This window comes from Streptomyces sp. NPDC059852 (genome assembly GCF_042731455.1).
Classification (GTDB): Bacteria; Actinomycetota; Actinomycetes; order Streptomycetales; family Streptomycetaceae; genus Streptomyces.
In genome coordinates, this window is sequence record NZ_JBHWJK010000011.1 from 37,959 (window position 1) to 49,755 (window position 11,797).

Genomic DNA, 11,797 nt, shown 5'->3' on the forward strand with positions numbered 1-11,797 from the left:
CCTGCGGCGGGCCGAGGTGGCGCCGAGTGCCACCGCGGTCACTCCAGGTGGGCCAGATCGGCCTCCGTGTCGATGTCGTAGGGCTCCGCCACGTCCCCGCACTCGACGAGAGTGATGGAACCGGCGTGCTCCTTGAGGTAGGCGCGCGCCCCCCGGTCCCCGGTGGCGGCGGCGCTCACACCGGCCCAGCGGGCCGCGCCGAACAGCACGGGATGCCCGCGGACGCCGTCGTACGCGGCCGTAGCGAGGGACGACTGGTCCCGGTACGCCCCGAGGACCCGCGCCACCGCCTCAGGGCCGATGCCCGGCTGGTCGACCAGCAGGACGAGCGCTGCGCGCACCCCCGTTCCGGCCAGCGAGTCCAGCCCGGCCCGCAGGGAGGAGCCCATCCCCTCGGCCCACTCCGGGTTCTCCACCACGACACACCCGTCGAGCGCCGCCCGCCGGCGTACGTCCGCCGCGCGCGCCCCCAGGACCACGTGCACGCGCGCGCAGCCGCCCGCGCGCAGCACCCCGGCGGCGTGCTCGACCAGGAGCCGGCCGCGATACGGCAGCAGGGCCTTGGGCCGTCCGCCCAGTCGTCGTCCGCCGCCCGCCGCGAGGAGCAGACCGGCCACCGGGAGGGGTCGTGAGTCCGTCATGCGTCCTGCATACCTGACACCTGCGCGAGGGGCCGACCCGCAGGGCTGAATTTCCGTCCGCGCTGTGGCGGATCGGTACGGGGTGGCGTTTACTGACCCGCGTCCCCGGCGCCCCCAGGGGCGTTCGGCGGGGGCGCGCGGCTGGTGGCGCACAACGGCGTGCGAGGGGGAGAGCTTTGTTGCGGAGCTTGGGGCAGAGGTCGGTGACGGGCACGGACGAGGACCCGAGGGTGGCGGAGCTGCGGACGGCCGTGTCCCGTCTGCGCCGCGAACTCGCCGCGCATCCCGCCGAGTTCCCCGACCGGGGGATCGCCGAGGAGGAACTGGCCGCGCTGGCCGCGATGACGGCCGACGGGGCGCCCGAGGCGCCCCGGCTGCGCCGGTCCTTACTGCTGATCGCCGGCGCCATCGGCTCGGTGAGCGCGCTGTCGCCCGGACTCACCCAGGTGCGGGACGCCGTGGAGAGGTTCGGGGCGCCCCCGCGCGGGCGCGGCTAGGGGGGGTGTCCTGTCGATCAGGCGGGCTCAGCTCGCCAGGCCGTGACGGAACGCGTAGACGACCGCCTGGACGCGGTCGCGCAGGTTCAGCTTGGTGAGGATGCGGGAGACGAACGTCTTCACCGTCTCCTGGCTGATGACGAGGGCGGCGGCGATCTCGCTGTTGGACAGGCCGTCCGCGATCAGCCGCAGCACCTCCAGCTCGCGGGGGGTGAGGGGGACGTCCTCGGGGGCGCCCTCGGTGGGGCGGATACGGGTCGCGTACCGGCCGACGAGCCGGCGGGTGACCTCGGGGTCGAGGAGCGCCGCGCCCAGGGCGACCGTGCGGATGCCGTGCAGCAGGCGGTCGGGCGGGGCGTCCTTGAGGAGGAAGCCGCTCGCTCCGGCGCGCAGCGCCTCGTAGACGTACTCGTCGAGGTTGAACGTGGTGACCACGAGGACCTTGACGGGGTGGGCGACCCCGGCCCCCGCCAGCAGGCGGGTGGCTTCGAGGCCGTCGAGGACCGGCATGCGGATGTCCATGACCACGACGTCCGGGTCGAGTTCGCGGGCGAGGTCGACGCCCTTCCGGCCGTCACCGCACTCACCCACCACCTCCATGTCGGGCTGGGCGTCGATGATGGTGACCAGGCCCGTCCTGATCAGCGCCTGGTCGTCGCAGACGAGCACCCGGGTCGGGGCGGCCCCGGAGGGAGGAGGTGTGCTCACGAGCGGCCCCCGGCCGGTATCCGCGCCCGGACGACGAAGCCGCCGCCCGCGACGGCGCCCGCGCTGAACTCCCCGCCGAGCACGTCGACCCGCTCGCGCAGACCGGCCAGCCCCCGTCCGCCGCCACCGACGGCGGCGGCCCGTGAGCCGGTGCCGTCCGTGCTGACCTCCACGGTGATCTCCCTCTCGCCGTGCCGCACGGCGACCAGAGTGCGGCTGCCGTGAGCGTACTTGAGGGCGTTGGTGAGTGCTTCCTGCACCACCCGGTAGGCCACGAGGTCGGAACTGCCGGTGGACTCGGGCGGGGTGCCCTCCTCGGTGAACTCCACCGGCTGGCCCGCCCGGCGGGTCTGCTCCACGAGCGTCAGGACACGGCCGACGGCCGGTGTCCTCGGCTCGGCCCCGGAATCGCCGCCGTTCCCGGTGCCGTGATCGGGGTTGAGCAGGTCCAGCAGGTGCCGCAGGTCGGTGATCGCCCGGCGCCCGGTGTCGGAGACGGCGCTCAGGGACTGCTCCAGCCGCTCGGGCGCGGCGGTCAGATAGCGGGCGGCCTCCGCCTGCACCACCATCGCCGTCACATGGTGGGTCACGACGTCGTGCAACTCCCTCGCGATCCGGGTGCGTTCGGCGTTCCGTGTCTCCACCGCGACCCGTTCGCGGCGTTCGGCCTCCGCCTGCCGGGTGGTGCGCAGCCAGCTTCCGGCGCCCCAGGCCAGGCACAGCGCCATGTAGAAGGTCGTGAACTCCGTGGCGGTCTCGCCCGTGCCGAGGTGGGAGAGGCTCACCGCCAGTGCCACGTACGCCACGGTGAGGCCGGCCACGAAGCTGCGGCGGTGCCGTTCCAGATGCGAGCCGGTGCTCAGCAGCACGACGCCGAGCGCGGAGGCCGCGAACGTGTGGTAGCCGAGGAGCTGGTCGGCGGCGAACCCGCCGGAGACCAGGGCCAGGGAGAGGGCCGGCCACCGCCGGCGCACGGCCAGGGGCAGGGACTCCAGGAGGATCACGACGACGGCGAGCGTGTCGTGCGGGCGGTCGGGGACACCCCCGATGACCGTTCCGTTGCTGCGGAGCGCCGGGAGGAAGGAACCGATCAGGAGGAGGAGCCCGAACGGAAGGTCCCGGACGACGACGTCCAGCCGGTACCAGACTCCGCCGAGCCGCTTCCGGGCGCTGTCCAGACTCTTCCGGGCGCTGTCCAGACGGTGCCGGATGCCGTCCGGGCGGGCCCGGTCCACCGACGGCCGGAGCCGGAGCCCGGCCGGCCGGAGCCCGGCACCGCTCTCGCGGTGTCCGGCTCCGTACGACCGGTGCTCCGGCGAACCGGCGGTCCGCTGTTCCGTCATCGGGCGAGCGCCGCGAGGGTGTCGACGCGCTCGGCGCGGCGCCGGGGGACGATGGTGCCGCGGCGGTGGGCCACGACCAGGAAGCAGACCGTCAGCAGCGTGCCGAAGAGCACCGCGTAGACGCTCGCCTCGGGACCGAACTCGCCGCCCGTGATCAGGTGGTTGCCCGACAGGGTGGAGTCCAGCAGTCCGTGGGTCTCGCCGTTGCCCGAGACCTGGGTGCTGAAGATGCCGGACTCCATGAAGTTCCAGGCGAAGTGCACGCCCATCGGCAGCCACAGATTGCGGGTGGCGGCGTAACCGGCGGCGAGCATGGCGCCCGCCTCGACGGCGATGGCCAGGGCGCCGGCGACGGTGGCGTCGTCGTTGAGGAGGTGCATGCCGCCGAACACGAGGCCGGACAGTATCAGGGCGATGTACGTTCCCGTGCCGCGTTCCAGCAGCCGGAACAGCAGTCCGCGGAAGATGATCTCCTCCGTCGAGGCGGCGGCCGCCATGAAGCCGATGAGCCCGACGGCGCCGCTCACCGAGTCGATGCCGTGGACCTCGTAGTCCCCGAGGAAGTAGATGTTGCCGATGACGCAGAGGAACATCAGCGTGCCGAGGACCAGGCCCCAGAAGGTCGCCCTCGCCGCTCCCTCCCCCCGCAGTTCGGTCACCTCGCGGTTCTCGGTGCGCCCCACGGCCCACCGGTAGACGAAGGTCATCACCGCCACGGTGAGGGCGCCCACCAGGAGCGAGAGCCAGGGGTCGTCCTTCACCCCGTTGGCGAGACCGCCGCACACCGCGTAGACCGCGAAGACGACGACGACCTGCAGGACTGTCTTCCAGGCTTTCATGACGTGGACTCCCCTTCGCCGGTTCCGACTCCGGTTCCTTCTCCGGCCCGCGGCCCGGCGTTCCGCGGTGAGTCGAACACTAGGAATCCGGTGTCGGGGGAGTCGTCACCGTGGGGTGGACACTCGTCTGTGGCTCGCGCGGGGGACGGAGGGGCGGAACGTCCCCCGGGAGGGGCCTATGTGCCTTGGGGCGCGGCCGGTTCCGTCAGGACTGGTTCTGGCTGGCCAGGGCCTCGGCCAGTTCGTCGGCGATCTGCTGGAGCACCGGCACGATCCGCTCCGTCGCCGCCTCGGTGACCCGGCCCGCCGGGCCCGAGATCGAGATGGCCGCCGGGGTGGGGGAGTCGGGCACGGGGACCGCGAGGCAGCGCACCCCGATCTCCTGCTCGTTGTCGTCGACGGCGTAGCCGGTGCGCCGCACGTCCTCCAGCGCCGCGAGGAAACCGTCCGGCGTGGTGATCGTCCGCTCCGTGGCGGCCGGCATGCCGGTGCGCGACAGCAGCGCGCGCACCTCCTCCGCCGGGAAGGAGGCCAGCAGCGCCTTGCCGACGCCCGTGGAGTGCGGCAGCACACGCCGGCCCACCTCGGTGAACATGCGCATCGAGTGCTTGGACGGCACCTGGGCGACGTAGACGATCTCGTCGCCGTCGAGCAGGGCCATGTTCGCCGTCTCGCCGGTCTCCTCGACCAGCCGGGCCAGGTACGGGCGGGCCCAGGTGCCCAGCAGCCGGGAGGCGGACTCGCCGAGCCGGATCAGCCGCGGCCCGAGGGCGTACCGCCGGTTGGGCTGCTGGCGGACGTATCCGCAGGCCACCAGGGTGCGCATCAGACGGTGGATGGTCGGCAGCGGCAGACCGCTGCTGGCGGACAGCTCGCTCAGGCCCACCTCGCCACCGGCGTCCGCCATCCGCTCCAGCAGGTCGAAGGCGCGCTCCAGGGACTGGACGCCGCCGCTGGACCGGGTGGAGTCGGTGGTGCTGGCGCTGGACGTCGGCACGGCGCGTTCCTTTCGGGACCGGGGGGAAGGGCTGCAGCCTACCCGCCGGTCGGTCGACTCCCCGCGAGGGCGTCTTCACGTTCTGCGTGACGGAAGTGTATTTCCACTTCGTGGAACTGTCCAGAGTCGCCGCGCGGGGCGCACTGTGGAGAAGTGTGCCCTTGACGGCGCCGCGACGGGAGTGAAGACTCCTTCAACAGAACGTTGAAAAAGCAGGCGGCAGAGAGGGGTCCGGGTGTCCGACGTCGAACTGGTGCTGCGCTCGACGCGCGTCATCACCCCGGAGGGGACGCGGGCCGCCTCGGTCGCGGTCGCCGCCGGGAAGATCACGGCCGTCCTCGGGTACGACGCCGCCGTCCCGTCCGGAGCCCGCCTGGAGGACGTCGGCGACGACGTCCTGCTGCCCGGCCTCGTCGACACGCACGTGCACGTCAACGACCCCGGGCGCACCGAGTGGGAGGGCTTCTGGACCGCCACGCGCGCCGCGGCGGCCGGCGGCATCACCACGCTCGTCGACATGCCGCTCAACTCCCTGCCGCCCACGACGTCGGTCGACCATCTGCGCGTCAAGCAGAAGACGGCCGCCGACAAGGCGCACATCGACGTCGGCTTCTGGGGCGGCGCCCTGCCGGACAACGTCAGGGACCTGCGCCCGCTGCACGAGGCCGGGGTCTTCGGCTTCAAGGCGTTCCTGTCGCCGTCCGGCGTGGACGAGTTCCCGCACCTCGGACAGGACGAACTCGCCCGGTCCCTGGCCGAGATCGCCTCCTTCGACGGGCTGCTGATCGTCCACGCCGAGGACCCGCACCACCTGGCGGCGGCCCCGCAGCACGGCGGCCCGCGCTACGCCGACTTCCTCGCCTCCCGTCCGCGGGACGCCGAGGACACGGCGATCGCCCAGCTGATCGCCCAGGCGAAACGCCTCCACGCGCGCGTGCACGTCCTGCACCTGTCGTCGTCCGACGCGCTGCCGCTGATCGCCGAGGCCAGGCGGGAGGGCGTACGGATCACCGTCGAGACCTGCCCGCACTACCTCACCCTGACCGCCGAGGAGGTCCCGGACGGGGCCAGCGAGTTCAAGTGCTGCCCGCCCATCCGGGAGTCCGCCAACCAGGACCTGCTCTGGCAGGCGCTGGCCGACGGCACGATCGACTGCGTGGTCACCGACCACTCGCCCTCCACGGCCGACCTGAAGACCGACGACTTCGCCACCGCCTGGGGCGGCATCTCCGGTCTCCAGCTGAGCCTGGCCGCCGTCTGGACCGAGGCCCGCCGGCGCGGGCACGGCCTGGAGGACGTCGTCCGCTGGATGTCCACCCGGACCGCCCGGCTGGCCGGGCTCGGGCACAAGGGCGCCATCGAGGCCGGCCGCGACGCCGACTTCGCCGTGCTCGCCCCCGACGCCGCCTTCACCGTGGACCCGGCCGCCCTCCAGCACCGCAACCGGGTGACGGCGTACGCGGGCCGGACCCTGCACGGAGTCGTGCGGTCCACCTGGCTGCGCGGCGAACGCGTGTACGCCGACGGCGAGTTCACCGAACCGAAGGGGCGTCTCCTCACCCGCACCCCCTGACCCCATCCGACGACGCGAAAGGCAGACCTGATCACCGTGACGGCGATCCCCAGCTTCACCGGCGACGCGAGCCCCTACCAGGGTGGCGACCCGTACGCGGACTACCGCACCGCCGACTTCCCCTTCACCCGGTACGCCGATCTCGCCGACCGGCGCCTCGGCGCCTCCGTCGTCGCCGCCAACGACGAGTTCTTCGCCGAGCGCGAGAACCTCCTGGTGCCCGGGCGCGCCGAGTTCGACCCCGAGCACTTCGGGCACAAGGGCAAGGTCATGGACGGCTGGGAGACCCGCCGGCGCCGCGGCGCCTCGGCCGATCATCCCTGGCCGGCGTCCGAGGACCACGACTGGGCGCTGGTACGCCTCGGCGCGCCCGGCGTGATCCGCGGCATCGTCGTGGACACGGCCCACTTCCGCGGCAACTACCCGCAGGCGGTGTCCGTCGAGGGCGCCAGTGTGTCCGGCTCGCCGTCCCCCGAGGACCTGCTCGGCGACGACGTGAAGTGGACGACGCTCGTCCCGCGCACCCCGGTCGGCGGCCACGCCGCGAACGGCTTCGCCGTGCGGGCCGAGCAGCGCTTCACCCACCTGCGCCTCAACCAGCACCCCGACGGGGGCATCGCGCGTCTGCGTGTCTACGGGGAGGTCGTGCCCGACCCCGCGTGGCTGGCGGCGCTCGGCACCTTCGACGTCGTCGCCCTGGAGCACGGAGGCCAGGTCGAGGACGCCTCGGACCTCTTCTACTCACCGGCCACCAACACCATCCAGCCGGGCCGCTCCCGCAAGATGGACGACGGCTGGGAGACCCGCCGGCGCCGCAACCAGGGACACGACTGGATCCGCTACCGGCTGGCGGCCCAGTCCGAGATCCGGGCCGTCGAGATCGACACGGCGTATCTCAAGGGCAACAGCGCGGGCTGGGCGTCGGTCTCCGTGCAGGACGGCGAGAGCGGCACCTGGACGGAGATCGTCCCGCGCACCCGCCTCCAGCCCGACACCAACCACCGCTTCGTCCTGGAGTCCCCGGCTGTCGGCACGCACGCGCGCGTGGACATCCATCCCGACGGCGGCATCTCCCGGCTGCGCCTGCACGGCTCGCTGACCGAGCAGGGCGCGGCGGGTCTGCGCGCCCGTCACCAGGAGCTGGGTGGGTGACACGCCCTGGGGAACGGTCTCGCCCCGCGGCCGGTGGTGCTGTGGGGGGTCCGCGGGGCGAGCGTCCAGGGGTGCGGTACGGCCTGCGGGCCGTACCTCAGCAGCCGTAGTCGATCAGGTCGAAGGTCGCGTAGTGGTCGGCCGTGTAGTAGTCCTCCTGCGGCTCCTCACCGGTGACGACGCGCCGCGCGCCCCGGGTGTCGGAGCCCGGCGTGATCACCGTGTACTCGTGGTAGTAGCCGGTCGAACGGCTCGGCAGGACGCCTTCCCGGTTCTGGAAGACGGTGCCGTCCTGTTCGAAGGGGAAGGGACCGCCCTGTTCGATCAGGTCCAGGGTGTCGTGCGCCTGCGACGGCAGGGCGCTCTGGCAGATGCTGCCGACCGCGGCCGCCGCCGGGGTGGCGGTGACGGTGCCGCCGACGAGGAGCGCGGACAGCAGGGCCGCCGCGGAGCCGATCCGGGTGAGGTGTGGGGGGAATCTCATGGCCGTATGATGACGCGCGTAGAAGATGGCATGTCAACGTCAACCTCGCGGTTCTCCGCCGGATGTCCCCTCAATTTTCACGCCGTTGCCATCGGCGCGCGAGGCGGTCACCCGGACGTGCGGCTCTCGGCGACCGCGAACAGCGCGAACGCCAGCACCAGCAGGGTCACGCTCGCGTAGATCTCGTAGCCGTCCAGGAACCCGACGCGCTGCACCAGACCCCAGTGCCAGTCGGTGAACTCGTGGATCAGGCCCGCGACGCCCTGCACGAGACAGATGAACCCCAGGAACTCCAGCACCTGCTTCATACCCCGAGCCTCGCCCGCCGGGCACCCCGTGCCCATCGGCCACGAGGCGCGACCCGCGCGGCCTGAGTCGGCCGTCCGGGCGGCCCGCACCCACCAAAGTCTCCGGTGCCGCGACTTTGGTCGGTGATGCCGTCGCGGCAGGCCCGCCGGGAGCCGCCGCTGCGTAGATTTGTCGACCGTGAACACCGAACAGCACCCGTCCCCGCCGCAGTTCCTCGCGGAGCGGCGCTGGCTGCTGCCCTCCGCCCTGGCCGAGGAGTTCGAGCCCGACGGCGACCGCCCGGGCCGGCCCCGGCGCACGGCCCGCGACTGGGTGGTCGACTTCGCGTGCTTCCTGCTGGCCGTGCTCCTCGGCCTGCTCACCGCGGACACGCTGACGCGTGAGGACATCCCCGGCGGCCTCGTCGCCCTCGACCAGCTGCTCGGTGCCCTCGCGTGCGGCGCGGTGTGGCTCCGGCGCCGCTGGCCGTTCGGGCTCGCGGTCGCCATGGTCCCCGTGTGCTTCGTGTCGAACACGGCGGGCGGCGCGGGAATCGTCGCCCTGTTCACCCTCGCCGTGCACCGGCCCTTCCGGTACGTGGCCTGGGTCGCCGGCGCCTCGCTCGCGCTGACCCCGGTGTTCTTCTGGCTGCGCCCCGACCCCGAGGTCCCCTACGGCTGGGCCGTCTTCTCCGTCGCCCTGCTCACCGGCGCGATGGTCGGCTGGGGCATGTTCGTCCGGTCCAAGCGGCAGCTCATGGTGAGCCTGCGCGACCGCGCCCGGCGCGCCGAGACGGAGGCCAGGCTGCGCGCGGAGCAGGCGCAGCGCCTGGCCCGCGAGGCCATCGCCCGGGAGATGCACGACGTCCTCGCGCACCGGCTGACCCTGCTCAGCGTGCACGCGGGAGCCCTGGAGTTCCGGCCGGACGCGCCCCGCGACGAGGTCCAGCGGGCCGCCGGCGTCATCCGCGAGAGCGCCCACGAGGCCCTGCAGGACCTGCGCGAGATCATCGGCGTCCTGCGCGCCGGCGAGTCCGACGACTCCGGCCGCCCCCAGCCGACCCTCGCCGCGCTGGAGGCCCTGGTCGCCGAGTGCGGCGAGGCCGGTATGAAGGTCACCCTCGATCTGCGCGTCACCGACCAGGCCGCCGTACCGGCCTCCGTGGGCCGCACCGCCTACCGCATCACCCAGGAGGGACTGACGAACGCCCGCAAGCACGCCCCCGGCACCGAGGTCACGGTGACCGTCGCGGGCGCACCGGGCCAGGGCCTGACCGTGGCGGTGCGCAACGGTGCCCCCGAGGGGGAGGTGCCGCCCGTGCCCGGCTCCGGCCAGGGGCTCATCGGACTGCGGGAGCGGGCCACGCTGACGGGCGGCCGGTTCGAGCACGGGCCCGAGGCGGACGGAGGGTTCGGCATCCGGGCGTGGCTGCCGTGGGCGTGACCACGCGCGTCCGGGCGGGAGCCTTCCCGCGCGGACCCGTCCCCGCGCACCGGAGGACCGTGATTACGTGAGGCCCATGACTGCCATCAGACTGCTCCTCGTCGACGACGACCCGCTGGTCCGGGCCGGACTGGCCCTGATGCTGGGCGGCGCCGACGACATCGAGATCGTCGGCGAGGCCGCCGACGGCGCCGACGTCGGACCGCTGGTCGACCGGACCCGGCCGGACGTCGTCCTGATGGACATCCGCATGCCGGGCGTCGACGGCCTCACCGCGACGGAGCGGCTGCGCGCCCGGCAGGACCCGCCGCAGGTCGTCCTGCTCACCACCTTCCACGCCGACGATCAGGTGCTGCGCGCCCTGCGCGCCGGGGCGGCCGGGTTCGTGCTGAAGGACACCCCGCCCGCCGAGATCGTCGACGCGGTGCGCAAGGTCGCCGCGGGCGACCCGGTCCTGTCGCCCGCGGTGACCCGCCGGCTGATGGACCACGCCGCCGGCACGGCCGCCGACACCCGCCGCGCCCACGCGCGCGGGCGGCTGACCGTCCTGAACGACCGTGAGCGCGAGGTCGCCGTCGCCGTGGGCCGGGGCCTGTCCAACGCGGAGATCGCCGGGGAGCTCTACATGAGCGTCGCCACCGTGAAGACGCACGTCTCCCGCGTCCTGGCCAAGCTGGACCTCAACAACCGGGTGCAGATCGCGCTGCTGGCGTACGACGCGGGCCTCCTGGAGGAACTCGACGGCCTCGGGGGAGACGGGCGGTGACGGGCCGGCGCGGGCCTCAGAGGGCCGCGGTCGTGGTGCCCCCCGGCAGCTCGCCGAGCGCCACCGGTCTTCGCTCGCGCCGGGACAGCTCGCACGCCTCGGAGATCCGCAGCGCCTGCAGGGCCTCCCGCCCGTCGCAGGGGTTGGCCCGCTCGCCGCGCACGACCTCGACGAAGGCGTTCAGCTCGGCCTCGTAGGCGGGCCCGAACCGCTCCAGGAACCCGGTCCACGGCTTGTCCGCCGCGGGCGTCCCGGTCGGCTCGGTGGACGCGATCGGCGTACGGTCGTCGAGGCCGACCACCACCTGGTCCAGCTCGCCCGCCAGCTCCATGCGCACGTCGTACCCGGCGCCGTTGAGCCGGGTCGCCGTCGCGGTGGCGAGCGTCCCGTCCTCCAGCGTCAGCACCGCCGCCGCGGTGTCCACGTCGCCCGCCTCACGGAACATCGCGGGCCCGGCGTCGGAACCGGCCGCGTACACGTCCACGACCTCCCGCCCGGTCACCCAGCGCAGCATGTCGAAGTCGTGGATCAGGGTGTCCCGGTAGAGCCCGCCCGACAGCGGCAGCCAGGCGGCGGGCGGCGGCGCCTGGTCGCTGGTGAGGGCCCGCACGGTGTGCAGCCGCCCCAGCCGTCCCGACCGGACGGCCTCGCGGGCCCCGAGGTACCCGGCGTCGAACCGGCGCTGGAACCCCATCTGCAGAATCGTCCCGGCCGTCTCCACCTCCGCGATGGCCTGCAGCGTCCCCGGCAGGTCCAGCGCGATGGGCTTCTCGCAGAACACCGGCAGACCCGAGCGGGCCGCCCGCCCGATCAGCTCGGCGTGCGCGGACGTCGCCGTGGTGATCACCACCGCGTCCACGCCCCACCGGAAGATCTCGTCCATGCCGGGCGCCGCCGTCTCGCCGAGCCGGTGCGCCAGCTCCTGGGCCCGCGACGGATCCGCGTCCGTGAGGATCAGCGATCCGACGTCACGATGGCGACTGAGCGTGTTCGCGTGGATGGTGCCGATGCGGCCCGTACCGATGACCCCGATGCGCATGGAAACAAAGTGGGGGTTCGGTGTGGA

General features: G+C 73.4%; 13 protein-coding genes. 5 read left to right on the top strand and 8 right to left on the bottom strand.

The genetic code is table 11. The features are described 5' to 3' along the window. Positions 1 to 38: 38 nt before the first annotated feature. On the bottom strand, positions 39 to 641 hold the full coding sequence (locus ACFV46_RS16415; protein ID WP_385498647.1) for an NTP transferase domain-containing protein: 603 nt from the start codon (positions 639 to 641) through the stop codon (positions 39 to 41). Between the two features lie 176 nt (positions 642 to 817). Between ACFV46_RS16415 and ACFV46_RS16420 the strand changes: the two genes are divergently transcribed. Beyond that, positions 818 to 1,138, top strand: a complete 321-nt coding sequence (locus tag ACFV46_RS16420) for a DUF5955 family protein (protein ID WP_376726937.1) — start codon at positions 818 to 820, stop codon at positions 1,136 to 1,138. A gap of 27 nt (positions 1,139 to 1,165) precedes the next feature. Here ACFV46_RS16420 and ACFV46_RS16425 read toward each other — a convergent pair whose 3' ends face one another. The 4 genes from ACFV46_RS16425 to ACFV46_RS16440 all read right to left on the bottom strand — a co-directional run bounded on the left by ACFV46_RS16425 (position 1,166) and on the right by ACFV46_RS16440 (position 5,025). Continuing rightward, positions 1,166 to 1,846, bottom strand: a complete 681-nt coding sequence (locus ACFV46_RS16425; protein WP_361934871.1) for a response regulator transcription factor — start codon at positions 1,844 to 1,846, stop codon at positions 1,166 to 1,168. Beyond that, on the bottom strand, positions 1,843 to 3,189 hold the full coding sequence (locus ACFV46_RS16430) for a sensor histidine kinase (protein ID WP_385498649.1): 1,347 nt from the start codon (positions 3,187 to 3,189) through the stop codon (positions 1,843 to 1,845). The genes ACFV46_RS16425 and ACFV46_RS16430 overlap by 4 nt, the downstream gene beginning before the upstream one ends. Next, on the bottom strand, positions 3,186 to 4,028 hold the full coding sequence (locus ACFV46_RS16435) for a CPBP family intramembrane glutamic endopeptidase (RefSeq protein WP_385498650.1): 843 nt from the start codon (positions 4,026 to 4,028) through the stop codon (positions 3,186 to 3,188). Before ACFV46_RS16435 ends, ACFV46_RS16430 begins: the two co-directional genes overlap by 4 nt. A 205-nt stretch (positions 4,029 to 4,233) precedes the next feature. Further along, the gene (locus ACFV46_RS16440) at positions 4,234 to 5,025 is read right to left on the bottom strand and encodes an IclR family transcriptional regulator (RefSeq protein ID WP_376726940.1); all 792 of its coding nucleotides are present in this window, start codon (positions 5,023 to 5,025) and stop codon (positions 4,234 to 4,236) included. A 235-nt stretch (positions 5,026 to 5,260) separates the two neighbouring features. Here ACFV46_RS16440 and allB point away from each other — a divergent pair, with 235 nt between their 5' ends. Together allB and alc are read left to right on the top strand one after the other, a co-directional pair. Further along, on the top strand, positions 5,261 to 6,598 hold the full coding sequence (gene allB / locus ACFV46_RS16445; RefSeq protein WP_385498651.1) for an allantoinase AllB: 1,338 nt from the start codon (positions 5,261 to 5,263) through the stop codon (positions 6,596 to 6,598). Positions 6,599 to 6,634: 36 nt separating this feature from the next. Continuing rightward, entirely contained in the window at positions 6,635 to 7,750 is a 1,116-nt protein-coding gene (alc, locus tag ACFV46_RS16450) for an allantoicase (protein ID WP_385498652.1), read from the top strand. 97 nt (positions 7,751 to 7,847) lie between these two features. Here alc and ACFV46_RS16455 read toward each other — a convergent pair whose 3' ends face one another. After that, positions 7,848 to 8,234, bottom strand: a complete 387-nt coding sequence (locus tag ACFV46_RS16455; RefSeq protein ID WP_385498653.1) for a ribonuclease domain-containing protein — start codon at positions 8,232 to 8,234, stop codon at positions 7,848 to 7,850. Positions 8,235 to 8,341: 107 nt separating this feature from the next. Then, positions 8,342 to 8,542 (bottom strand): hypothetical protein, encoded by a 201-nt coding sequence (locus ACFV46_RS16460; protein WP_385498654.1) that lies wholly within the window; start codon positions 8,540 to 8,542, stop codon positions 8,342 to 8,344. A gap of 178 nt (positions 8,543 to 8,720) precedes the next feature. Between ACFV46_RS16460 and ACFV46_RS16465 the strand changes: the two genes are divergently transcribed. Both ACFV46_RS16465 and ACFV46_RS16470 read left to right on the top strand, forming a co-directional pair. Next, positions 8,721 to 9,965 carry a histidine kinase gene (locus ACFV46_RS16465; protein ID WP_385498656.1) on the top strand — a complete coding sequence of 415 codons (1,245 nt, stop codon included), beginning with the start codon at positions 8,721 to 8,723 and terminating at the stop codon, positions 9,963 to 9,965. A 76-nt stretch (positions 9,966 to 10,041) separates the two neighbouring features. Then, complete coding sequence (locus tag ACFV46_RS16470) at positions 10,042 to 10,731, top strand: response regulator transcription factor (protein WP_361934895.1); 690 nt, start codon at positions 10,042 to 10,044, stop codon at positions 10,729 to 10,731. Positions 10,732 to 10,747: 16 nt separating this feature from the next. On the opposite strand, the gene ACFV46_RS16475 is transcribed toward ACFV46_RS16470, so the two are convergent. Then, on the bottom strand, positions 10,748 to 11,770 hold the full coding sequence (locus ACFV46_RS16475) for a Gfo/Idh/MocA family oxidoreductase (RefSeq protein ID WP_385498657.1): 1,023 nt from the start codon (positions 11,768 to 11,770) through the stop codon (positions 10,748 to 10,750). Positions 11,771 to 11,797 lie beyond the last annotated feature (27 nt).